This is a genomic window from Pseudomonas sp. C9-3 (genome assembly GCF_032392015.1).
Taxonomy (GTDB): domain Bacteria; phylum Pseudomonadota; class Gammaproteobacteria; order Pseudomonadales; family Pseudomonadaceae; genus Pseudomonas; species Pseudomonas nitroreducens.
Window position 1 is genome coordinate 1,724,880 of record NZ_CP135919.1, and the last position, 23,739, is coordinate 1,748,618.

Annotated in this window: 19 protein-coding genes; 11 read left to right on the forward strand and 8 right to left on the reverse strand. The window is 66.6% G+C overall.

The window, feature by feature from the left end; translation table 11 throughout:
- Nucleotides 1-150: 150 nt before the first annotated feature.
- The 3 genes from RS899_RS07875 to pcaC all read left to right on the forward strand — a co-directional run bounded on the left by RS899_RS07875 (nt 151) and on the right by pcaC (nt 2,797).
- The gene (locus RS899_RS07875; protein ID WP_315810411.1) at nt 151-1,464 is read left to right on the forward strand and encodes a 3-carboxy-cis,cis-muconate cycloisomerase; all 1,314 of its coding nucleotides are present in this window, start codon (nt 151-153) and stop codon (nt 1,462-1,464) included.
- Between the two features lie 36 nt (nt 1,465-1,500).
- Complete coding sequence (gene pcaD, locus RS899_RS07880; protein WP_315809559.1) at nt 1,501-2,289, forward strand: 3-oxoadipate enol-lactonase; 789 nt, start codon at nt 1,501-1,503, stop codon at nt 2,287-2,289.
- 112 nt (nt 2,290-2,401) lie between these two features.
- Entirely contained in the window at nt 2,402-2,797 is a 396-nt protein-coding gene (gene pcaC / locus RS899_RS07885; protein ID WP_315809560.1) for a 4-carboxymuconolactone decarboxylase, read from the forward strand.
- Between the two features lie 195 nt (nt 2,798-2,992).
- Here the strand turns inward: pcaC and RS899_RS07890 are convergent, their stop codons facing one another.
- From RS899_RS07890 to RS899_RS07920, 7 genes are all read right to left on the reverse strand, one after another.
- A complete protein-coding gene (locus RS899_RS07890; RefSeq protein WP_315809561.1) occupies nt 2,993-4,945 on the reverse strand; it encodes an acetoacetate--CoA ligase in 1,953 nt (650 codons plus the stop codon).
- 172 nt (nt 4,946-5,117) lie between these two features.
- Entirely contained in the window at nt 5,118-6,020 is a 903-nt protein-coding gene (locus tag RS899_RS07895; protein WP_315809562.1) for a hydroxymethylglutaryl-CoA lyase, read from the reverse strand.
- A gap of 235 nt (nt 6,021-6,255) precedes the next feature.
- The gene (locus RS899_RS07900) at nt 6,256-8,217 is read right to left on the reverse strand and encodes an acetyl/propionyl/methylcrotonyl-CoA carboxylase subunit alpha (protein ID WP_054907650.1); all 1,962 of its coding nucleotides are present in this window, start codon (nt 8,215-8,217) and stop codon (nt 6,256-6,258) included.
- Nucleotides 8,217-9,029, reverse strand: a complete 813-nt coding sequence (locus tag RS899_RS07905) for a gamma-carboxygeranoyl-CoA hydratase (protein WP_315809563.1) — start codon at nt 9,027-9,029, stop codon at nt 8,217-8,219. Before RS899_RS07905 ends, RS899_RS07900 begins: the two co-directional genes overlap by 1 nt.
- Nucleotides 9,030-9,039: 10 nt before the next feature.
- Nucleotides 9,040-10,647 carry a carboxyl transferase domain-containing protein gene (locus tag RS899_RS07910; RefSeq protein WP_054907648.1) on the reverse strand — a complete coding sequence of 536 codons (1,608 nt, stop codon included), beginning with the start codon at nt 10,645-10,647 and terminating at the stop codon, nt 9,040-9,042.
- A gap of 118 nt (nt 10,648-10,765) precedes the next feature.
- Nucleotides 10,766-11,929, reverse strand: coding sequence for an isovaleryl-CoA dehydrogenase (locus RS899_RS07915; RefSeq protein ID WP_015477016.1), 1,164 nt, complete (start codon nt 11,927-11,929; stop codon nt 10,766-10,768).
- 56 nt (nt 11,930-11,985) lie between these two features.
- Nucleotides 11,986-12,390: a MerR family transcriptional regulator gene (locus tag RS899_RS07920; protein ID WP_054907647.1), complete on the reverse strand. Its 405-nt coding sequence runs from the start codon at nt 12,388-12,390 to the stop codon at nt 11,986-11,988.
- Between the two features lie 261 nt (nt 12,391-12,651).
- On the opposite strand from RS899_RS07920, the gene RS899_RS07925 reads away from it, so the two are divergent.
- The 5 genes from RS899_RS07925 (at nt 12,652) to RS899_RS07945 (ending at nt 19,024) form a co-directional block, all read left to right on the forward strand.
- The gene (locus RS899_RS07925) at nt 12,652-14,550 is read left to right on the forward strand and encodes a sigma-54-dependent Fis family transcriptional regulator (RefSeq protein WP_315809564.1); all 1,899 of its coding nucleotides are present in this window, start codon (nt 12,652-12,654) and stop codon (nt 14,548-14,550) included.
- Entirely contained in the window at nt 14,550-16,277 is a 1,728-nt protein-coding gene (locus RS899_RS07930; RefSeq protein WP_315809565.1) for an ABC transporter ATP-binding protein, read from the forward strand. Before RS899_RS07925 ends, RS899_RS07930 begins: the two co-directional genes overlap by 1 nt.
- The gene (qhpE, locus tag RS899_RS07935) at nt 16,267-16,938 is read left to right on the forward strand and encodes a subtilisin-like serine protease QhpE (protein WP_315809566.1); all 672 of its coding nucleotides are present in this window, start codon (nt 16,267-16,269) and stop codon (nt 16,936-16,938) included. Before RS899_RS07930 ends, qhpE begins: the two co-directional genes overlap by 11 nt.
- 178 nt (nt 16,939-17,116) lie before the next feature.
- Nucleotides 17,117-18,433 carry a flavin-dependent monooxygenase QhpG gene (gene qhpG / locus RS899_RS07940; protein ID WP_315809567.1) on the forward strand — a complete coding sequence of 439 codons (1,317 nt, stop codon included), beginning with the start codon at nt 17,117-17,119 and terminating at the stop codon, nt 18,431-18,433.
- Nucleotides 18,434-18,496: 63 nt separating this feature from the next.
- On the forward strand, nt 18,497-19,024 hold the full coding sequence (locus RS899_RS07945; RefSeq protein ID WP_315809568.1) for a DUF3828 domain-containing protein: 528 nt from the start codon (nt 18,497-18,499) through the stop codon (nt 19,022-19,024).
- 254 nt (nt 19,025-19,278) lie between these two features.
- On the opposite strand, the gene RS899_RS07950 is transcribed toward RS899_RS07945, so the two are convergent.
- On the reverse strand, nt 19,279-20,664 hold the full coding sequence (locus RS899_RS07950; protein WP_054907867.1) for an NAD-dependent succinate-semialdehyde dehydrogenase: 1,386 nt from the start codon (nt 20,662-20,664) through the stop codon (nt 19,279-19,281).
- Between the two features lie 144 nt (nt 20,665-20,808).
- On the opposite strand from RS899_RS07950, the gene ptrR reads away from it, so the two are divergent.
- The 3 genes from ptrR to RS899_RS07965 all read left to right on the forward strand — a co-directional run bounded on the left by ptrR (nt 20,809) and on the right by RS899_RS07965 (nt 23,703).
- Entirely contained in the window at nt 20,809-21,687 is an 879-nt protein-coding gene (ptrR, locus tag RS899_RS07955) for a putrescine utilization regulator PtrR (RefSeq protein WP_054907868.1), read from the forward strand.
- 223 nt (nt 21,688-21,910) lie between these two features.
- Nucleotides 21,911-22,897 carry a hypothetical protein gene (locus RS899_RS07960; protein ID WP_233300341.1) on the forward strand — a complete coding sequence of 329 codons (987 nt, stop codon included), beginning with the start codon at nt 21,911-21,913 and terminating at the stop codon, nt 22,895-22,897.
- Entirely contained in the window at nt 22,894-23,703 is an 810-nt protein-coding gene (locus RS899_RS07965; protein ID WP_315809569.1) for an N-acetylmuramoyl-L-alanine amidase, read from the forward strand. The genes RS899_RS07960 and RS899_RS07965 overlap by 4 nt, the downstream gene beginning before the upstream one ends.
- Nucleotides 23,704-23,739: the final 36 nt, after the last annotated feature.

Consider the following 23,739-nt stretch of genomic DNA (forward strand, 5'->3'; position numbering starts at 1 on the left):
TACGCAAACCGACGCCCTTGCGCGCAGCCAATGGGAGTCTGCTACAGACTCCTGCTCTGCGATCATACTGTCCCGACAACGCCCGCCGATCTCCGGAGCTGCCTCGTGAGCACCAACCTTCTGTTCGACGCCTACTTCACCCAGCCCGCCATGCGCGCGATCTTCAGCGACCACGGCCGGGTGCAGGGCATGCTCGACTTCGAGGCTGCCCTGGCTCGTGCCGAGGCCCGTGTTGGCGTGATCCCGGCGAACGCGGTGGCACCCATCACCGCTGCCTGTCGCGCCGAGCTCTACGATTTCGAGGCACTGGCCCAGGCCATCTGCAGCGCCGGTAATTCCGCGATCCCGCTGGTGAAGGCGCTGGGCAAGCGCATCGCCGCCGAGGACGCCGAGGCCGAGCGCCATGTGCATCTGGGCGCCACCAGCCAGGACGCCATGGATTCCGGACTGGTCCTGCAACTGCGTGCCGCCATCGAGTTGCTGGAGAGTGATCTCGCCCAGTTGGCCGACGCGCTCGCCGTTCAGGCTCAAGCCCACGCCGGCACGCCCATGGTCGGCCGCACCTGGCTGCAACACGCCACGCCGGTCACGCTCGGCATGAAGATCGCCGGCTGGCTGGGCGCGATTACCCGCCATCGCCAGCGTCTGAGGGAACTCAAACCTCGCCTTTTGTGCCTGCAGTTCGGCGGCGCCTCCGGCAGCCTCGCCGCGCTGGGTGAACAGGGCTTTGCCGTGGCCGAAGCACTCGCTGAAGAACTGGGCCTGCAACTGCCCGAGCAACCCTGGCACACCCAGCGCGACCGGCTGGTGGAGTTCGCCAGCCTGCTCGGCCTGGTCGCCGGCAGCCTCGGCAAGCTCGGCCGCGACCTCAGCCTGCTGATGCAGACCGAAGCCGGCGAAGTCTTCGAGCCTTCTGCACCGGGCAAGGGTGGCTCCTCCACCATGCCGCACAAGCGCAATCCGGTGGGCGCTGCCGTGCTGATCGGCGCAGCAACCCGCGCGCCGGGATTGGTCTCGACGCTGTTCTCCGCCATGCCGCAGGAGCACGAACGCAGCCTCGGCCTGTGGCACGCCGAATGGGAAAGCCTGCCGGAGTTGTGCTGCCTGGTTTCCGGTTCGCTGCAACAGGCGTTGTCCCTTGTGCCGGGCCTGGAAGTCGATCCCCAGCGCATGCTCGCCAACCTCGACCTGACCCGCGGCCTGGTACTCGCCGAAGCCGTGAGCATCGCCCTGGCCCAGCGCATCGGCCGTGATGCCGCCCACCATCTGGTGGAGCAGTGCTGCAAGCAGGCGGTGAAGGAGGGCGCGCACCTGCGCGCGGTGCTCGGCGCCAATGCCGAGGTCACTGCACAACTGAATACCGAGGAGCTGGATCGCCTGCTCGATCCCGCCCATTACCTGGGCCAGGCGCGCCGCTGGGTTGAGCGCGCGCTGGCCGAACATCAAGAACTTTCTTTGCGATAACTGGCTTTGCGATAACAGTCGCGATAGGAGCTTTGCATGCCTGCCGTACATCTCGCCGATGGCGACCTGAACTATCAACTGGACGGCCCGGCCGGTGCGCCGGTGCTGGTGCTGTCCAACTCCCTGGGCACCGACCTGCACATGTGGGACGCGCAGGTCGCGGCCTTCGCCGAACACTTCCGCGTGCTGCGCTACGACACCCGTGGCCACGGCGCTTCGCTGGTCACCCCCGGCCCCTACAGCGTCGAGCAGAACGGCCGCGACGTGCTGGCGCTGCTGGACGCGCTGGACATCCCGCGTGCGCATTTCTGCGGCCTGTCCATGGGCGGTCTGATCGGCCAATGGCTGGGCATCCATGCGCCAGAGCGTCTCTCGCGGCTGGTGCTTTGCAACACCGCCGCCAAGATCGGTACGCCGGACGTCTGGAACCCGCGCATCGACACCGTGCTCAGCGGTGGGGCCGAAGCGATGCGCAACCTGCGCGATGCCTCCATCTCGCGCTGGTTCACTGCCGATTTCGCCGAGGCTGAGCCGGGCAAGGTCGAGGCCATCGTCGGCATGCTGGCGCAGACCTCGCCGGAAGGTTACGCGGCCAACTGCGCCGCTGTGCGTGACGCCGATTTCCGTGGCGAGATCGGCGCGATCAGCGCACCGACCCTGGTGGTCTGCGGCGCCGCCGACCCGGTGACCACCACCGAGGACGGCCGCTTCCTGCAGGCACGCATTCACGGCGCCGAGCTGGTGGAGTTCCGCGCCGCGCACCTGTCCAATGTGCAGGCAGGCGATGCCTTCAGCCAGCGTGTGCTGGCCTTCCTGCGCGCGTAATTACTCTTCGTAGGAGCGAGCTTGCTCGCGAACCCAAGCCCCCCTGCGGGGCTTGTTCGCGAGCAAGGGCCAGGCGCCCCCTCGGTCCTACAGGTCAACATCGGAGTTAGAGATGGACGAGAAAGAACGCTACGAAGTCGGCATGCAGGTCCGCCGCGCGGTGCTGGGCGATGCCCATGTCGACCGCAGCCTGGAGAAGCGCACGGACTTCAACGAAGAGTTCCAGGAAATGATCACCCGCCACGCCTGGGGTGACATCTGGACCCGCCCCGGCCTGCCGCGCCATACGCGCAGCCTGATCACCATCGCCATGCTGATCGGCATGAACCGCGAGGGCGAGCTCAAGCTGCACCTGCGCGCTGCGCGCAACAATGGCGTGACCCGCGAGGAGATCAAGGAAGTGCTGCTGCAGAGCGCGATCTACTGCGGCATTCCCGCCGCCAACGCTACCTTCCACCTTGCCGAAGCGGTGTGGGACGAGCTGGGTACCGAGTCGCTGGACGAGTAACCCGTTCCGGGATTGATGGGTATCGCTTCGCTCCACCCATCCTACACAACGGCCTCCGGACCACGCATCCGGAGGTCTGTCTGCTTATGTATGAGCGTCTCATGTGGCGATCGCAGGCGCATGCCGTGGGTTGGGTTCTCGTAGGATGGGTGGAGCGAAGCGATACCCATGCTGTGCCTCTACCCAACCACCAGTTCAGCTCTCCAGCTCCTTCCGATCCCTGAACAACTCCAGCGCCTGCGGATTGGCCAGCGCATCGGTGTTCTTCACCGGTTGCCCATGCACGACGTTGCGCACCGCCAGTTCGACGATCTTGCCGCTGATGGTGCGGGGGATATCCGTCACCGCAAGTATCTTCGCCGGCACGTGGCGCGGCGTGGTGTTGCTGCGGATGTTCTGGCGGATGCGCTCCTGCAGCGTTTCATCGAGCTCCACGCCTTCGCGCAGGCGTACGAACAACACCACGCGCACGTCGCCCTGCCAGTCCTGGCCGATGGCGATGGACTCCAGCACCTGCTCGATCTTTTCCACCTGGCGGTAGATTTCCGCGGTACCGATGCGTACGCCGCCGGGGTTGAGCACGGCGTCAGAGCGACCGTGGATCACCAGGCCGCCGTGTTCGGTTTCCTCGGCGTAGTCGCCATGGGCCCAGACGCCAGGGAAGGTGGCGAAGTAGGCATCAAGGAACTTCCCGTTGTCCTCGTCGTTCCAGAAGCCCACCGGGATCGACGGGAAGTGCCGTACGCAGACCAGCTCGCCTTTCTCGCCACGCACCGGTTTGCCGGCATCGCCCCAGACTTCCACCGCCATGCCCAGGCCCTTGCATTGCAGCTCGCCGCGCCACACCGGCGCAGTCGGGTTGCCGAGGGCGAAGCAGGAAACGATGTCGGTGCCGCCGGAAATCGACGACAGGCAGAGGTCGGTTTTCACATCGCGGTAGACGTAGTCGAAGCTCTCATGGGCCAGCGGCGAGCCGGTGGAGAGGAGGGCCTTCAGTTGTTCCAGCGAGTGGGTCAGGCGCGGTCGCACATTGGCCTTTTCCAGCGCGGCGATGTATTTGGCGCTGGTACCGAAGACGCTGATGTGTTCGGCGTCGATCAGGTCCATCAGCCGTTCCGGGCGGGGGTGGAAGGGCGAGCCGTCATAGAGTACCAGCGTGGCGCCGACGGCCAGGCCGGAGACCAGCCAGTTCCACATCATCCAGCCGCAGGTGGTGTAGTAGAACAGCGTGTCGTCCTGGCCCAGGTCGACGTGCAGGCCGTGTTCTTTCAGGTGCTGCAGCAGCACGCCGCCAGCGCCATGCACGATGCACTTGGGCACGCCGGTGGTGCCGGAGGAGTAGAGGATGTACAGAGGGTGGTCGAACGGCACCGGGGTGAACACGGGCTCGCCGCCACTGTGGAAGAAGTCCTGCCAGAGGCTGACCCGCGCCGGGGTCTGGAAGTCCGTGCGGCGGGCGTGGCCGTTGGCGTAGGGGACGATCAGCAACTGCTCCAGGCTCGGCAGCTGGGCAAGGATTTCGTTGAGCTTGGCGGTCAGGTCCAGCACCTTGCCGGCGTAGCGGTAGCCGGCGCAGGCGATCAGCACCTTGGGTTCGATCTGGCCGAAGCGGTCGATCACGCCCTGGGTGCCGAAGTCCGGCGAGCAGCTCGACCAGGTAGCGCCGAGGCTGGTGGTGGCGAGCATGCCGACCACGGTCTGCCAGGTGTTGGGCATGAAGGCCGCGACGCGGTCGCCGACGCCCACGCCGGCTTCACGCAGCGCGCGTTGCAGGCCGGCGACCTGTGCGGCCAGTTCGGCGTGGCTGATCACCTCGCGGCGCTCGTCCTCGCTGATGGCGATCAGCGCCGGCTGGTGGTCGCGGCGGCGCAGCAGATGTTCGGCGAAGTTCAGGGTGGCGCCGGGGAACCAGCGCGCATCGGGCATTTCCGGGCCTTCCTCGAGGACCGCTGTGGGCGCCTCGTGGAATTGCACGCCGAAGGTATCGACGATCGCCAGCCAGAAGGCCTCGCGCTCGGCGATGCTCCAGGCGTGCAGGGCGGCATAGTCGGGCAGGTCGAGCCCATGCCGCTGCGCCACCTTGCGGCGGAAGGCGTCCATGCGGGTGGCGGTGATGCGTTCGGGGGAGGGGGTCCACAATGGGGTCATCTTGGGCGTCCGTCCGGTTTTTCTTTCGAACCAGTGTGGCACGGGACGCCGAGATGTAGGAGAAGCGGAAGGCTTTTGTAGGAGCGAGGGGCGCCTTGTCCTTGCTCGCGAACCGGGCCCGCAGCGGGGGTGTTCGCGAGCAAGCTCGCTCCTACAGGTTCAGGCAGGCGCCTTAGCGTTTGGACAACTGCGCCTTGGCCACCCGCGAGCCGTTCGGCTTGTCGAGCACGGCGCAGATGCGCTGGCCGGCGTCGATCAGCTTGTCCAGGTCGATGCCGGTGTGGATGCCCAGGCCGTTGAGCAGGTAGAGCACGTCTTCGGTGGCGACGTTGCCGGTGGCGCCCTTGGCGTAGGGGCAGCCGCCGAGGCCTGCGACCGAGCTGTCGAACACGGCGATGCCTTCCAGCAGGCTGGCGTAGATGTTCGCCGTGGCCTGGCCGTAGGTGTCATGGAAGTGCCCGGCCAGTTGCGCGCGCGGTACGCTCTGGCCGACGACGTCGAACATGTGCCGGGTGGCGCCGGCGGTGCCGACGCCGATGGTGTCGCCCAGTGAGACTTCGTAGCAGCCCATGGCGTGCAGTTCTTCGGCGACGGCGGCGACCTGCGCCACGTCCACCTCGCCCTGGTAGGGGCAACCAAGCACGCAGGAGACGTAGCCGCGCACGCGCACACCGTGCTGGCGCGCCGCTTCCATGATCGGCACGAAGCGCTCCAGGCTCTCCTTGATGGAACAGTTGATGTTCTTCTGCGAGAAGGCCTCGGAGGCGGCGGCGAACACCGCGACTTCCTTCACTTGCGATTCCAGCGCGGCCTCGAAGCCCTTGAGGTTCGGCGCCAGGGCAGCGTAGGTGACGCCGGCCTTCTGCTGGATGCCGGCGAAGACTTCCGCCGAACCGGCCATCTGCGGCACCCACTTGGGTGATACGAAGCTGCCGACCTCGATGTAGCCCAGGCCGGCGGCGGTGAGGTCATCGACCAGGCGAACCTTGTCGGCCACGGCGATGGGTTGTTTCTCGTTCTGCAGGCCGTCGCGCGGGCCGACTTCGACCAAACGGACGGATTGGGGCAGGGTCATGACTTGTCCTCGTTGGATTCGTGCGAAGGGCGGCTCTTCCTGTAGGAGCGAGCTTGCTCGCGAACGCATTGCACCCGAAGGGATCGGAGTGAAGCGGGTTCGCGAGCAAGCTCGCTCCTACAAAAGTTGTTTCGGCATCAATCAGCCAGGTAGGGCGCATAAAGCGGAACGCGTTATCCGCCGTTGTCTCGCGGCGGATAACGCTGGCGCGTTATGCGCCCTACAAAAGCCAGCGTCAGGCCGGCGCTTCTTCCAGTTCGACCAGCGCCGTGCCTTCCGACACCAGCTCGCCTTCGCTGCAATACAGCGATTTCACCACGCCAGCGTGCGGCGCGCGAATGCTGTGTTCCATCTTCATGGCTTCGAGCACCACCAGCGCGGCGCCGGCTTCGACGCTCTGGCCGGGTTCGACCAGGATGCGCACGATGCTGCCGTTCATCGGCGCGCCCAGGCCGCCCTGGTGCGAATGCGCGGCTTCGGCCTCGGCGATGGCGTCGAAACGCTGCACGTTGACCAACTCACCGTTCCACTCCAGGTAGAGGCTGTCGCCACGGCGGATCACCTGATGGCGGCGGCGAATCTCGCCGTCCTTCACGTCCAGCCACTGACCATCGAGCTGGGCGATGCGCTGCCCATCGGCATGGCGCAGGCGCACCACTTGCGATTCACCCTTGGCCAGCAGGTGCAGGTCGGTCTCGCCCGGCAGGCCGCTGCGCCAACCGCTCTGGGCGGACCAGGGCGAATGGGCGTCATCGCCGCGCACGCGGGCGGCTTCGCTTTGCACCCAGGCTTCGCCGGCCAGTTGCCAGAAGCGCTCGGGCAGTGCGGTCGGAGCGGGCAGCAGGGTGTCCTGGTAACGGGCGATGAAGCCGGTGTCCAGTTCGCCCTCGGCGAAGGCCGGGTGGGCCAGCACGCGGCGCAGGAAGGCCAGGTTGGTCTTGAAGCCGCCAACGGCGGTTTCCGCCAGCATCGACAGCAGGCGCTGGCGCGCTTCCTCGCGGTTCTCGCCCCAGGCGATCAGCTTGGCCAGCATCGGGTCGTAGAACGGTGAGATGTCGTCGCCCTCGCGGATACCGCTGTCGGTGCGACGGCCGGGGCCGGCGGCGGGTTCGCGGTACAGCGCGAGATGGCCGCTGGCGGGCAGGAAGCCGCCTTCGGGGTCTTCGGCGTAGAGGCGCACTTCGATGGCGTGGCCGTTCAGCGGAACCTGTTCCTGGGTGATCGGCAGCGGCTCGCCACGGGCGACGCGGATCTGCCAGGCGACCAGGTCGAGGCCGGTGATGGCTTCGGTGACCGGGTGTTCCACCTGCAGGCGGGTGTTCATTTCCATGAAGAAGAACTGGCCGCTGCCTTCGTCGTAGAGGAACTCCACGGTGCCGGCGCCGACGTAGCCGATGGCCTGGGCCGCGCGTACAGCGGACTCGCCCATGGCGGCGCGCAGCTCGGCGGAGAGGCCCGGTGCCGGCGCTTCCTCGACGACTTTCTGGTGGCGGCGCTGGATCGAGCAGTCGCGCTCGTTGAGGTACAGGCAGTGGCCGTGCTGGTCGGCGAACACCTGGATTTCCACGTGGCGCGGCTTGGTCAGGTACTTCTCCACCAGCATGCGCGAGTCGCCGAAGCCGGACTGCGCTTCACGCTGGGCGGATTCCAGCGCCTCGGCCAGTTCGGCCTCGCGCTCGACGACCTTCATGCCTTTGCCACCGCCACCGGCGGCGGCCTTGAGCAGCACCGGGTAGCCGATGCGCTGGGCTTCGCGCTGGAAGGTGGCGTAGTCCTGCGCCTCGCCGTGGTAGCCGGGCACCAGCGGCACGCCGGCGGTTTCCATCAGCGCCTTGGCAGCGGACTTGCTGCCCATTGCGTCGATGGCGCTGGCCGGCGGGCCGAGGAAGATCAGCCCGGCCTCTTCGCAGGCGCGGGCAAACCCGGCGTTTTCCGAGAGGAAGCCGTAGCCGGGGTGGATGGCCTGGGCGCCGGCAGCTTTCGCGGCGGCCAGCACGGCGTCCGCGCGCAGGTAGCTTTCAGCGGGCTTGGCGCCGCCCAGGTCGATGGCGATGTCCGCCTCTTCAACGTGGCGGGCGTTGCGGTCGGTAGCGCTGTGCACGGCCACGGTAGTCAGGCCCAGGGCCTTGGCGGTGCGCATCACGCGGCAGGCGATTTCGCCGCGGTTGGCCACCAGCAGGGTATCGATCTTCTTCATCAGACTTGCTCCTGCCAGGCCGGTTTGCGTTTTTCCAGGAAGGCGTGCAGGCCTTCCTGCCCCTCGGGGCTGATGCGGATGCGGGCGATGGCGGCTTCGGTGTAGCGGCGGCGTTCGGGGGTGAGTTCGCCGGCGCCGATTTCCTGGAACAGCGCCTTGCAGGCGACCAGCGCCGCCGGGCTGTTGTTCATCAGGTTGGCGATCCAGGCCTCGGCCTCATCGTCCAGTTCGGCGGCCGGGTAGTGCTCGTCGACCAGGCCCAGTTCGCGGGCACGGATGCCGCTGAAACGCTCGGCGGTCATGGCGTAGCGAGTCGCGGCGCGCTGGCCGATGGCCTTGGTGACGAACGGGGCGATGGTCGCCGGGATCAGGCCGATGCGCACTTCGGACAGACAGAACTGCGCATCCTCGGCGGCCAGCACCATGTCGCAGCAGGCGGCCAGGCCGACACCGCCGCCAAACGCCGCGCCCTGGACGATGGCGAGGGTCGGCTTCTTCAGTTGGTGGAGGTTGTAGAGCAACTCCGCGAGCTGCTGGGCGTCGTTCAGGTTGCCCTGGTAGTCCAGCTTCACGGACTCCTGCATCCACGCCAGGTCCGCGCCGCCGCAGAAGTGGCGGCCACGGCCGCGCAGCACGACGAGGCGTACGCGGTCGTCGTTGGCCACGGCGCCCAGCGCCTGGATCAGCTCGGTGATGGTCTGGGCGTTGAAGGCGTTGTTCTTCTCCGGGCGGTTCAGCCACAGGCTGGCGACGCCGCGTGGGTCGATATCGAGCTCGATGCTCTCAAAAGAGAAAGTCTGATAGTCGGTCATGGCAGCGGCCTTACATGCGGAAGACGCCGAAGCGGGTCGCTTCGACAGGCGCGTTGAGCGAAGCGGAGAGGGCGAGGCCGAGCACGTCGCGGGTCTGCGCCGGATCGATCACGCCGTCGTCCCACAGGCGGGCGCTGGAGTAGTAGGGGTGACCCTGGCGCTCGTACTGTTCGAGGATCGGCGCCTTGATCTTCGCCTCGTCCTCGGCGGACAGCGCGTTGCCGGCGCGTTCGGCCTGCTCGCGCTTGACCTGGGCCAGCACGCCGGCAGCCTGTTCGCCGCCCATCACGCCGATCCGCGCGTTGGGCCACATCCACAGGAAGCGCGGGTCGTAGGCGCGGCCGCACATGCCGTAGTTACCGGCGCCGAAGCTGCCGCCGATGATCACGGTGAACTTCGGCACCTGGGCGCAGGCCACCGCGGTGACCAGCTTGGCGCCGTGCTTGGCGATGCCGCCGGCCTCGTACTTCTGGCCGACCATGAAGCCGGTGATGTTCTGCAGGAACACCAGCGGGATGCCGCGCTGGCAGGCCAGTTCGATGAAGTGCGCGCCTTTCTGCGCGGCCTCGGCGAAGAGGATGCCGTTGTTTGCGAGAATCGCTACCGGGTAGCCATGCAGGTGGGCGAAGCCGCACACCAGGGTGGTGCCGAACAGCGCCTTGAACTCGTCGAATTCGCTGCCGTCGACCAGCCGCGCGATGATCTCGCGCACGTCGAAGGGCTGCTTGCTGTCCACCGGGATCACGCCGTACAGCTCGTCGGCGGCGTACAGCGGCGCGCGCGGGGCACGGGTGTTGAGCTTGCCCTGCTTGGTCCAGTTGAGGTTGGCGATGCAGCGGCGGGCGATGGCCAGCGCGTGTTCGTCGTCCTCGGCGTAGTGGTCGGCGACGCCCGAGGTCTTGCAGTGCACGTCGGCGCCACCCAGGTCCTCGGCGCTCACCACTTCACCGGTGGCGGCTTTTACCAGCGGCGGGCCGGCGAGGAAGATGGTGGCCTGGTTGCGCACCATGATGGTCTCGTCGCTCATCGCCGGCACGTAGGCGCCGCCGGCGGTGCAGGAACCCATCACTACGGCGATCTGCGGGATGCCCTGAGCGCTCATGTTGGCCTGGTTGAAGAAGATGCGGCCGAAGTGTTCGCGGTCGGGGAACACCTCGTCCTGGCGCGGCAGGTTGGCGCCGCCCGAGTCCACCAGGTAGATGCACGGCAGGCGGTTCTGCTGAGCGATGGTCTGGGCGCGCAGGTGCTTCTTCACGGTCAGCGGGTAGTAGCTGCCGCCTTTCACCGTGGCGTCGTTGCCGACGATCATGCATTCCACGCCTTCCACGCGGCCGATGCCGGCGACCACGCCGGCGGCGGCGACGTCTTCGCCGTACACCTCATGGGCGGCGAGGGCAGAGACTTCGAGGAAGGGCGAGCCGGCGTCGAGCAGGCGGTTGATGCGCTCGCGCACCAACAGCTTGCCGCGCGCAGTGTGCTTGGCCTGGGCGGCGGCGCCGCCGCCTTCGTGGACGCGGCCGAGGACGGCGCGCAGGTCCTGGACGTTCTCCAGCATGGTCGCGGCGTTGGCGGCGTATTCCGGGGAACGGGTGTTGAGTTGGGTGCCGAGGATGGTCATGGCGTCTCCACGAGCGGGAAGGGATCTGTAGGAGCGAGGGGGGCGCCTGGCCCTTGCTCGCGAACAACCTCCGTAGCGGGGCCGGTTCGCGAGCAAGCTCGCTCCTACAAGAGCAGGATCAGCGGGTCTCGTTGAACAGCTCGCGGCCGATCAGCATGCGGCGGATTTCGCTGGTGCCGGCGCCGATCTCGTAGAGCTTGGCGTCGCGCAGCAGGCGGCCGGTGGGGAATTCGTTGATGTAACCATTCCCGCCGAGGATCTGGATGGCGTCCAGGGCCATCTGGGTGGCGCGTTCGGCGGTGTAGAGAATCACCCCGGCGGCGTCCTTGCGGGTGGTCTCGCCACGGTCACAGGCCTGGGCCACGGCATACAGATAGGCGCGGCTGGCGTTGAGCTGGGTGTACATGTCGGCGACCTTGCCCTGGATCAGCTGGAACTCGCCGATGCTCTGGCCGAACTGCTTGCGGTCGTGGATGTAGGGGACGATCACGTCCATGCAGGCCTGCATGATGCCGATCGGGCCGCCGGCGAGGACCACGCGCTCGTAGTCCAGGCCGCTCATCAGCACCTTCACGCCGCCATTGACCGCGCCCAGCACGTTCTCTTCCGGCACTTCCACGTCATCGAAGAACAGCTCGCAGGTGTTCGAGCCGCGCATGCCCAGCTTGTCGAACTTGCTGCCACGGCTGAAGCCTTTCCAGTCGCGCTCGACGATGAATGCGGTGATGCCGTGGGCGCCTTTCTCCGGCTCGGTCTTGGCGTAGATCACGTAGGTGTTGGCGTCCGGGCCGTTGGTGATCCAGGTCTTGCTGCCATTGAGGACGAAGCGGTCGCCGCGCTTCTCGGCACGCAGCTTCATCGATACGACGTCGGAGCCGGCGTTGGGCTCGCTCATGGCCAGGGCGCCGATGTGCTCGCCGCTGATCAGCTTGGGCAGGTACTTGGCCTTCTGGGAGGCCGAGCCGTTGCGCTTGATCTGGTTGACGCACAGGTTGGAGTGCGCGCCGTAGGACAGGCCGACCGACGCCGAGCCACGGCTGATTTCCTCGATGGCGATGACGTGGGCCAGGTAACCCATGTTGGCGCCGCCATATTCCTCCGCGACGGTGATGCCGAGCAGGCCCATGTCGCCGAACTTCTTCCACATGTCCATGGGGAACAGGTTGTCCGCATCGATCTGCGCGGCGCGCGGGGCGAGTTCGCTGGCGACGAAGCCCTGCACCTGCTCGCGCAGCATGTCGATGGTTTCGCCGAGGCCGAAGTTGAGGGAGGGGTAGCTCATGGAATCACCTGTACTTGTATTTGTAATCGGATGAGAGAGCGGGCAGGGCGGCGAGATCAGCTCGTGGCGCGCTGCTTGCGGGGTTTGTCGGTCTCGGCCATGGCCGCCAGGCAGCGCTCCTCGGCCGTGTCCAGTTCCAGTTTCATCTGCTCGATGTCGAGCAGTTGCTGTTCCAGCTGCGCGCGGCGCGCGGTGATCTTGTCGAGGAAGGTCTGCAGCTGCCTGGTGTTGCCGCTGCTGGGGTCGTAGAGGTCGATCAGTTCCTTGCACTCGGCCAGCGAGAAGCCGATGCGCTTGCCGCGCAGGATCAGCTTCAGCGCCACCAGGTCCTTGGCGCTGTAGATGCGCTCCTGGCCACGGCGTTCGGGGCTGAGCATGCCTTGCTCCTCGTAGAAGCGGATGGCACGGGTGGTGACATCCAGTTCGCGGGCCAGCTCGGAGATGGTGTAGGTCGTGGACATGGAATGCTCTTGCCTGGTTGTTTACCTTTACGTTAACGTAAACCTGCCTTGGGTCACTGTCAATACAACGCGAATGCGGCGTAGGAAGGTTTTGGAAAGGTCCGGCAAGCTTCTCTGGCGCGGGAATTGCCTCGCGTCTGAGGACTAACCTTCCTACCGGGGGCTTCCCCTTTACGGACGCCGCCAGCGGGTGTACACAGCCCTGACCAGCCTGCGAGTTCCGTGCCCTCAAAGAGGGCGCGGAACCTACCGGAGCGATGCATGACCACAAGAACAATAAACAGCGACCTGCTGCGCGAAGCCCACCTTGCCCGTGAACACCTGCAACAGGAGGGCGAAGTGCCTAGCGGCGTGCTCCGCGAGGAGATCGACGCTTCCTGGCGGCGCAGCCTGGGCCATGGCCTGGACTGCTCCAACGGCACCGAGCATGGGCTCGATACACGGGTCAAACCCGACGTGCTGCTGGCCGGTAACCGCCTGTTGCTGGACGCGGCAACTCCCGAGCTCGATTACCTGCAACAGCGCCAGGGCCACGACGGCGTGATCATCCTGGCCAACGCCGACGCCACCATTCTTTCCGTCGAAGGCGCGCGCGAGCGCATGCAGAGCAAGGGCCTGGCCGACATCGTCCAGGGCGCCTGCTGGAGCGAAGCCTCGCGCGGCACCAATGCGCTGGGTACCGCGCTGGTGGAAAGGCGCGCCACGCAGATCGATTGCGGCGAGCACTTCCTCGACCGCCTGAGCCGTTTCTCCTGCACCTCGGTGCCCATTGAAGGGCCGCAGGGCACGTTGCTCGGCGTGCTCGACATGACTCGCGAAGGACCGCTTTCCGGCCCGCGGGAAAGCCTCTCGCTGCTCAGCCTCGCGGTGTTCCAGATCGAGGCGCGGCTGTTCGCCGTCAGCCATCCGGGGCAGGTGGTGATCGCCTTCCATTACCGTCGCCAGTACCTCGACTCAGCCTGGCAAGGCCTGCTGGCGCTGGGGCTGGACGGCAAGGTGCTGGCCGTCAGCGGGCAGGCCTGCCAACTGCTCGGCGCCAACCGTGAATCCCTCGTCGGCCGGCGTAGCGAAGACTTCCTCGGCCTGCGCGGCGAGCAGCTTATTGCGCGGCTCTACCAGGGCGGCGTGGGCAGCCTGCAGACGCCCAAGGGCGAGTTGTTCTACAAGACCCTGCAGGCGCCGCTGCGCAGCCATGCGGTGCCGGTCAGTGCCCGCGCGCCGCGCCCGGCGGCCGGTCCCGAACTTGAAGCCCTTGCCGGCAATCATCCGCGCTATGCCCGCGCCCTGCGCATGGCGCGCCAGGGGCTGGTGAACGAACTGCCGGTACTGCTGCTGGGCGAAACCGGCAGCGGCAAGGAAGTGGTGGCCCGTGCCCTGCACCAGGCCAGCGCGCGCAGCGACAAACCCTTCGTCGCGGTGAACTGCGCGGCGATTCCAGAGGGCCTGATCGAATCCGAACTCTTTGGTTACCGCGACGGCGCCTTCACCGGATCGCGGCGTGGCGGCATGGTCGGCCGGCTACAACAGGCCCACGGCGGCACGCTGTTCCTCGACGAAATCGGCGATATGCCGCTGGCACTGCAGGCGCGACTGCTGCGCGTGCTACAGGAACGCAAGGTAGCGCCGCTGGGCGCCGGCGAAGAGCAGGACATCGACGTCGCGCTGATCTGCGCCACCCACCGTGACCTCAAGCGCCTGGTAGAAGAAAAGCACTTCCGCGAGGACCTCTACTACCGCGTCAACGGCATCAGCGTGAAGCTGCCGGCGCTGCGCGAACGCGACGACCTCGCCGAGCTCGCCAGATGTCTACTGGCACGCCTGGGCGCACTCAAGGTGAAACTCTCCGCCGAACTGCTCGGCCTGCTGCGCGAATACCATTGGCCGGGCAACATCCGCCAGCTGGAAATGGTCCTGCGCACCGCGCTGGCCATGCGCGAGGAGGGCGAGGAGGAACTGAGTCTCGACCACTTGCCCGACAGCACCCTGGACGAACTCAGCGTCGGCGAACGCCCGCAGAGTGGCAGCATCCGCGAGAACGAACTGGAGCTGATCCGCCAGGCGCTGGAACGTCACCAGGGCAACGTCTCCGCCGCCGCCGACGCGCTGGGCATCAGCCGCGCCACGCTGTACCGCAAGCTCAAGCAACTCAAGGTGGGCTGATGTTCTTCACCCGCCTGATCGACAGCGAAGACCCGCAGCAACTCAAGGCTTCGCTGCGCTGGCTGTACGGCTTCGTGAAGCCGCATAAACTGGCGATTGCCGGGCTTCTCGGATTGTCGTTCTGCGCATCCCTGCTGGTGCTGGCGCAGCCCTGGCTGACCAAGACGCTGATCGACGACGGCCTGCTGGCGAAAAACTTCCCGGTGCTGGTGACGGTGGCCATGGCGATGATCGTCGTCGGTCTGGTAGGTACCGCGCTGTCCGGGCTCAACCGCTTTCTGCACACGCGGCTGTCCGGGCGCATCCTGTTCTCCCTGCGCGATGCGCTGTATCGCCACCTGCAGACCCTCTCACCGAGTTTCTTCGGCCGCCGTCGCATCGGCGACCTGATGTCCCGGCTGGATGGCGACGTCGCGGAAATCCAGCGCTTCGCCGTGGACTCGCTGTTCTCCGCCGTCTCCAGCGTGATCGGGCTGATCGGTGCATTGGCGCTGCTGCTCACGCTGTCCTGGCAATTGTCGCTGCTGGTGGCGCTGCTGATTCCCCTGGACGTGCTCTGGCTGCGCTGGATGCGGCGCAAGGTCGAGCGCGAAGCGCGCGGGCTGCGCGAGCGTTCGGCGGACCTCTCGTCGTTCTTCGTCGAGACCTTGCCGGCGATGAAGTTCATCCAGTCCGCCGGCCAGCAGAACCGCGAAGCCGGGCGCCTGGAAGGCCTGGGGCAGGGCTATCTGGGCCAGCTGCTGCGCCTGCAACTCACCGAGTTCTTCACCCAGGCCGTGCCGGGCACGCTGATGTCGCTGTCCCGCGCCTGCGCCTTCCTGGTCGGCGGTTACTGGGTGGTGCAGGGCACCTGGCAACTGGGTTCGCTGATCGCCTTTTCCACGTACCTGGGCATGGCCATCGGGCCGGTGCAGAGCCTGCTCGGCCTGTATGTCGCGTTGCAGCGCATGACGGTCAGCCTTGGCCGGGTGATGGAACTGCGCGGCGAGGAAGCCAGCATCGTTTCACCGGTCACTCCACGGGCCATGCCTGCGATTGGCGAGCTGCGCCTGGAGAACCTGAGCTACGCCTGGCCTGGCCGTGCGCAAGCCGTTTTGCAGGACGTGCAGGCGGTGATTCCTGCCGGCCTCAAGGTCGCGCTGAGCGGCCCGTCCGGCGTTGGCAAAAGCACCCTGATCGACCTGCTGCAGCGCTTCTACGACCCCGACCAAGGCAGCATCCTGCTCGACGGCGTCGACTTGCGCGAGCTCGACCTGCAAGCCCTGCGCCGGCGCGTGGCGGTGGTCAGCCAGGACATCGTGCTGTTCCGCGGCAGCCTCGCAGACAACCTGGCCTACAGCGCACCCGAGTCGAGCCGCGAGGCCATCGAGAAGGCTGCTCGCGCCGCGCAGCTGGACAGCCTGATCGCCAGCCTGCCCGAAGGCCTCGACAGCCCGCTGGGCGAGCGCGGCCAGCAGCTGTCCGGTGGGCAGAAGCAACGCATCGCCATTGCCCGTGCGCTGCTGCAGGACCCGCTGATTCTGGTGCTGGACGAGGCCACGTCGCAGGTGGACGAGAGCACCGAGCGCGAGGTGATCGCGGCCATCGACCAGTTGTTTGCCGGGCGTACGCGATTGCTGATCAGCCACCGTACTTCGACGTTGGCCGCCGCCGACCTGTACCTGGAATTGCAGGACGGACAGATGCGCGTGCGCGCAGCGCAGCCGGTGCAGCGACATGAGGCCTGAGCTGCGGGTTGGGGTGGTCGATAGCGGTTTTGCCGAGTCGCAGTCAGCGAGCGTCAGCGCTGCGCGCCGTTTCTTCCTCACCGACACCGGCCATGCTGAAGGCGAATTCCAGGTGGATGCCCTTGGCCACGGAAGCGCTGTCTGCGAAGCCGTCCTTACCCGTGCGCCGGATGCTCGCCTGTCTGTTGCACAGGTCTTCGACGAACGCGGCGTGACCAGCCCCTTGCAGATCGCCGCCGCGTTGCACTGGCTCGGTGAGCAGGGCGTGCGGGTGATCAACCTGAGCCTGGGCGTGCGCCAGGATCGGCCAATCCTGCGTGATGCCGTGGCGGAACTGGTCGAAGCTGGCGTGATCGTTTGTGCGTCCAGCCCGGCGCGGGGTGAAGCGGTGTTTCCAGCGGCCTATCCCGGTGTAATTCGGGTGACGGGTGATGCGCGCTGCAGTGAAAAAGAGTGGTCGTGGCTGGATAGTCCGCAGGCGGATTTTGGCGCGGCGGTGAAGGTCGGCGGGCGTTCCGGGGCGAGCCTGGGGTGTGCGGCTTTTTGCGGGCATCTGGCGGCATTGCTGGTGGAACGACCGGAGCTTTCCAATGTGCAGCTCATTGAGCTGATGCGGGAGCGGGCAGCTTTTCGGGGGATCGAGCGGAAGGTGAGTTTGTGAGTCATGGTCGAGTTTTTTCCCCTCACCCCAACCCTCTCCCGGAGGGAGAGGGAGCCGTCCTCTGCAAGCGTTCATTACGCAGACTTTCCCGCGGCCCTCTACGTGCGCAGAAACTCCCATGCACGCCGATCAGTCCCCTCTCCCTCTGGGAGAGGGCTAGGGTGAGGGCCTCCGTAGCATGAGTGAACGCCCGATCCTGATTCTTGGCGTCGGCCCCGCCGGAGCCGCCGTCGCCCTCGGCCTGCGCCGTCTCGGTCATCCCGTCACAGTGATCAGCGAATGGCGCCGCTTCGCCGCCGTCGAAGGTGTCTCCCAGCGCGTACTCGAAGGCCTGCGCAATGCCGGCTTGCGGCATGCGCTGGAGTGCGCCGCGCCACCCTCACAGCGTCGCGTGCACTGGAACGGTGTGGAAAGCGCGCAGAACATCGAATGTGTCCTCGACCGCCCGCGCTTCGACGCAGGACTGCGCGAGGACCTGAGGCTGGCCGGCGTCGAACTGATCGAAGCCCAGGTGCTGGGCGTGGCGGAAGACGGCCCCGGCTGGCGCGTGAAAATCGAAAACGGCCGGAAAGTGCAGGGCGCTTTTCTGGTCGAGGCGCGAGGCCGGCAGGCGCCCTTGAGCCAGAAGGGAATGAAAGCCCGGCGCGGCCCGGAAACCCTCAGCCTGCTCAATCGCTGGCAGGGCGAGCCCGGTCCTTTGGCGACAGCGGTGGAGAGCCTGCCCGACGGCTGGGCGTGGATGGCGCGGCTGGAGGATGGGCGCTGCTACTGGCAGCTCACCCTGGACGTCGCCAGCAGCCAACTGCCGCCCCGCGAGCAACTGCTGGGCTACTGCCGCGAGCGCCGCCGCGCGTCGAGGTTGGTCCGGCAATTTTTCGGGGATGCCGAGGAGCGCGAACTGGACCTGCACGCCCGCAGCAGTACGGCGATCCTCTGCCTGGAGGCTTGCGGCGATAACTGGATTCGCGTGGGCGATGCGGCGATGGCGGTGGACCCGCTGTCGGGCAATGGCATCTTCCAGTCGCTGTCCTCGGCCTTGCAGGCGCCGCTGGTGATCAACACGCTGCTGCGCGCGCCGGAGCGGGCTGAATTGGCCAAGCGCTTCCACCAGCAACGGGTCGAGCAGCTGTTCCTGCGCTTCGCTCGCGTTGGCCGTGACTTCTATGCCAGCGAAGAACAGTGGAGTGGCCAGCCGTTCTGGCAGGCGCGCCGCGGGTGGCCTGACGAGCAGCCGAGCCACGTGCCGGCGGATTTCGCCAGCCTGCGCATCGAGCGTGCACCGGTCCTGAGGGGCGAGTTCGTCGATGAGGCGGAAGTGGTGGTCAGCGCCGATCAGCCGCTGGGCATCTGGCACCTCGACGGCCTGGAGCTGGCGCCCTGGCTGCGGCGGCTGCGCACGGAGCCGGAAGCCCAGGTGCTGGCGGACCTGCCGCCGGAACGGCGTCGAGCCTTCCAGGGCTGGCTGCTCGCCCAGGGCTATCGCCCGCAGCTTTAACCACTTCACGGATTTTCGAGGCTGCGCCGGGCGATGATGTACGGCTGCCCGATGGAGAATCCCATGGCCTTCCTGCGATCCGCCTTTGCCCTGTCGCTGATCCTGCTGACGCTCTTCGATACTTCGCTCGCGGCTTCGACGTCGGCGGTCGACACCGCCAGCGCGGAGCGCTTCCTGCGCCAGTTGTACGCCAGCTATTCGCCGGACGGGCTGGGCGTGCCGAACCAGTCGCTGAAGGAAGAGGACGTCTACGACGCCTCGCTGATCGCCCTGATGAAGGCCGACCAGGACGCCGCCGATGGCGAGCTGGGCTACCTGGGTGGCGACCCGCTGTGCGATTGCCAGGACTGGGGCGATATCAAGGTGAAGTCGCTGGAGTTTGCCCCGGTGGACGACGAGCGAATCAAGGCCCGGGTGGTGCTCAAGGATGCACTGACCGGGGAGGACCGCGACCTTGGCCTGCTGTTGCATCGCACGTCAGGCGGCTGGCTCGTCGAGGACTGCTTCAATGAGCAGGGCAGCCTGGCCGAGAATCTCCGGCATAGCACCCGTGAGCTCCTGCAGCTGAAGAAGGGCGCGGCCAAGCCCTGATGCAGAAACGCCTCAAGTTCTTGTAGGGCGCATAACGCGCAAGCGTTATCCGCCGAAGGATGAGCCGGCGGATAACCTGTTCCAGGTTATCCGCCCTACGGCTTGAGGTCGGACTTCGGTCCGGTTCTGTTCGCGAGTAAGAAGTCTGCCCCTGCAAAGGCCCTTCTGCCTTGAACGAAACGCACGGTACATCGCCCATGAAAAAGGCCCCGCTACCGCTTGGCGATAGAGGGGCCTTCTGCTTTCAGCGTGGCTTACTTGCGGTCGATCCAAACGGTCTGCGGGTTGGTGAACTCGCGCAGGCCGAAGTGCGACAGCTCGCGACCGAAGCCGCTTTTCTTCACGCCGCCGATCGGTACGCGGGGATCGGAAGCGGAGAAGCCGTTGATGAACACACCACCGCTGACCAGGCGACGGGCCATGTGCTGGGCCTTGGCCTTGTCGGCAGTCCAGATCGCGCCGGAGAGGCCGAACTCGCTGTCGTTGGCCAGTTCCAGGGCGTGCTCGGCGTCACGGGCGACGATCAGCGAGGCGACGGGGCCGAAGATTTCCTTCTTGAACGCGGTGTTGCCCGGCTGCACGTTGGCCAGCACGGTCGGCGCGTAGTAGTTGCCTTCGCCGTCGAGCTTGTGGCCGCCCAGCAGCAGGGTGGCGCCGTCGGCGATAGCCTGTTGTACCTGGCCGTCCAGCTCGTCGCGCAGGTCGAAGCGGGCCATCGGGCCGACGAAGGTGTCGTCCGCCAGCGGGTCGCCGATCTTCAGCGCTTGCACCGCAGCCAGCAGCTTCTCGGTGAAGGCCGGGGCGATGGATTCTTCGAGGATCATGCGCTTGGCGGCGATGCACACCTGGCCGCAGTTGCCGAAGCGGCTGGCGACGGCGGCCTTCACGGCGGCGTCGAGGTCGGCGTCGGCGAGCACGATGAAGGCGTCGGAGCCGCCCAGTTCCAGCACACACTTCTTCAGCGCGGCACCGGCCTGGGAGGCGATGGCGGCGCCCGCGCCGACGCTGCCGGTGACGGCGATGGAGGCGATGCGGTCATCGGCGATGGCCTTGGAGACCAGCGGCGGCTCGACGTTCAGCACCTCGAACACGCCTTCCGGCAGGCCGGCCTGCAGCCAGGCGTCGCGCAGCTGATAGGCGCAGCCCATGACGTTCGGCGCGTGCTTGAGCACGTAGGTGTTGCCGCCGAGGATGATGCTGACCGCGCCACGCATGACCTGCCAGGTGGGGAAGTTCCACGGCATCACGGCCAGGACCGGGCCCAGCGGCAGGTAGGAGATGTACGCGCCTTCGATGCTGGTCTTCTCGTCTTCGAGCATGGCCGGGCCGTTGTCGGCGTACCACTCGCAGAGGTTGGCGCACTTGTTGATCTCGCCACGGGCCTGGGTGACCGGCATGCCCATTTCCTGGGCTTCCATGCGGGCCATCGGCTCGACGTTGGCGCGCAGCACTTCGGCCATCTTGCGCAGCACGGCGACACGTTCGGCGATGCTGGTGTCGCGCCATTGGCGGAACGCGGCATCGGTGCGGGCCAGCGAGGTTTCAAGCTGGGCGGCGTCTTCGAAGGTGTAGCGGGCCAGTTCCTGGCCGGTGGCGGGGCTGCGGGAGATGGCAGCGGGGATGGCGGCGATCTGATTCATGGTGAGTCCTGCTTGTTCTGTGTAGGGGCGCAAGGCCGGTCGTTCGTCCGGGCGCACTGGCTCCGGAATGGGGCAGAAATTAAGATGCCGAACCATTCATGTAAAATGAATAATCAAGAAAGACTCTTTCTCTCGGAGAGAATGATGGACCTGACCCAGCTGGAAATCGTCCGCGCCGTCGCCACCGAAGGCAGCATCACCGCCGCCGCGGCCCGTCTGCACCGCGTGCCTTCCAACCTGACCACGCGGATCAAGCAGCTGGAGGCGGAGCTGGGCACCGAGCTGTTCATCCGTGAGAAGCTGCGCCTGCGTCTGTCGCCGACCGGCCGCAGCTTCCTCGAATATGCCGAACGCATCCTCGATCTGGTGGAGGAGGCCAGGCAGGTGGCGGTGGGCGCCGAGCCCCACGGCAGCTTCTCCCTGGGATCGATGGAGAGCACGGCAGCGGTGCGCATCCCGGAGATGCTCGCGCGTTACCACCAGCATTGCCCGAAGGTGCAACTGGACCTCTCCACCGGCCCCTCGGGCGAGATGATCGACGGGGTGCTCTCCGGCCGTTTCATCGCTGCCTTCGCGGACGGCCCGGCCAACCACCCGCAACTGGACGGCCAGCCGGTATACCGCGAGGAGCTGGTACTGATGAGCGCCAGGTCGCATCCGCCGGTGCATGACGCGCGGGACGTGGCGGGGGAGACGGTATTCGCCTTCCGCGATACCTGCTCCTACCGCAAGCGCCTGGAGGGCTGGTTCGCCGAGCACCGCGTGGTCCCGGGCAAGATCGTCGAGATGGAGTCCTACCACGGCATGCTTGCCTGCATCGCGGCGGGCGGTGGCGTGGCGATCATCCCGCGGGCGATGTTCGAGAGCCTGGCCGGCGGCCGCAACGTGGCGATCCACCGCCTGGCGCCACATCACGCCGATGCCAGCACCTGGCTGTTCTGGCGGCGCGGCACCGACACGCCGGCGCTGCGGGCGTTTATCGGGCTGCTGGACGCGCCGGGCGCGGAAACCGAAGCGGCTTGATTTCAACGCTGAAACAGCACCTGTTTCAGCGCTGCAACGTAACGGTGGCGAGACGCCCGAATTTATCCGCAAAGCCCCCTTGCAGAGCCTTTGCGCTGCGCTAACGTGAGCTGGACTGTCAGCCGTGCGAATGCGCGGAAGGCGCCAGTGGTTGAAGCATTGGGCGCATGCCGTGGCGCTTCGCGACAGGGATCGTTTCCATCCCTCGTTGCCCGGAGCCGCTATGGACACACGCACCCGGACTCGCCGCGCGAATCGTCTGCAAATATGGACGATGGGCGCTGGCCTGATCTTCCTTTCCCTTCTGCTGGCCTGGCTGCTTGTGTCGTTGTGGCCGCAACACTACCCGAAGTTCCCGCTGGCCGGTGTCGAAGGCGACGCCGGCGCGCAATGCCTGCTCGGCTGGTGCCCTGGCCCAGATGCCCGGTTGCTGGTGATGGTGATGGTCGCGGGCGGCCTGGGCAGCTTCGTGCATATTGCCAAGTCGTTCGGCGACTTCGTCGGCAACGACCGCTTCATGGCCAGCTGGATCTGGTGGTACATCCTCAAGCCCTTTATCGGCATGATCCTCGCGCTGATGCTCTACCTGGTCATCCGCGGCGGATTCCTCACTGTTGGTACCACGGCGGCTGCCGATGACGGTGTGGTCAACGTCAATCTCTACGGCCTGGTGGGCATGGCATGCCTTGCCGGCATGTTCGCCAAGCAGGCCACCGACAAGCTGGGTGAGTTGTTCGACACCCTGTTCCGGACCCGTGAAAGCGACAAGCGCCGCGACGGCCTGAGCAACCCCGTGCCGATATTGACCGATGCACAGCCTGGCGCCGTGGATGCCCAGTCCCTCCATGTCAGCCTGCAGGGCGGCGGTTTCGTGCGCGGTGCCGTCGTCCAGGTCAACGGCGTGAGCCGTGAAACCACCATCAGCGACAGCACTCGCCTGGCGGTGCAACTGCTGGAGGAGGACCTGCTGACGGGCCGCCAACTGAGCCTGGTGGTAGTCAATCCGCCTCCAGGTGGAGGCGCCTCGGCGCCGCTGATGCTGCCGCTGCTGGAGCCAGCCGCGGCGCCACTCGCGGCGCCGGTGGGGCTGTCGGCGCCCGGGGTCGTCATGCTGCACCCGGAGGTTGAGATCGACGGTTGCGATTGCCCCATCGAAGAGGAAACCGCGGACGAGGACCTGCCCGCCGCCACCGGAGGAGTCGAAGCATGAGCTATGCATTGACCTGGTTGCCGGACGTGCTCGAAGCCGCCGGCTTGAAAGTAGCCCGTGTGGACGGCTGGAGCAGTCGCGGCGTGGGAGATATGGGGCAGGTGCACGGCGTGATCTGCCATCACACCGCTGGCCCGTTGCGCGGCAATATGCCCAGTCTCAAGACCCTGATCGAGGGGCGCCGTGATCTCAGCGGGCCGCTGGCACAGCTGGGGCTCGGGCGCGACGGCACCTATTACGTGATCGCCGCCGGCCGCTGCAACCATGCCGGCAAGGGAAGCTGGGAAGGCATAAGCTCTGGTAACAGCAGCTTCATCGGCATCGAGGCGGAAAACACCGGGCTCGATGAAGCCTGGAGCGACGTACTGATGGACAGCTACCAGCGCGGTGTCGCGGCCATTCTCAAGCACCTGAAGCAGGACGAACAGGCCTGCGCCGGCCACAAGGAGTACGCCCTGCCGCATGGGCGCAAGAACGATCCGACCTTCGACATGGAGGCATTTCGCGCGAGGGTGCGCGAGATACTCGATGGCAAGGCGATCCTGCGTCCGATGATCCCGGCCCTGGAGCCGGATACGGTGCCTGGCCAGTTACCGCGGCCGACCTTGCGGCGTGGTGCGGTAGGTGACCTGGTGCGCCTTGTCCAGCGTGCCTGTGGTGCCGATGAGGACGCCCATTTTGGCGCGAAAACCGAAGCTGCGGTGCGGGAGTTCCAGCGCCGCCACGAGCTGGTGGCTGATGGCATAGTGGGGCCGAAGACCTGGCGGCTGGTCGATCAGGCCCTGCTGCAGGAACAGGCGCCCTGAATGAAAAAGGCCCCGGAAGGGGCCTTTTTCATGGAC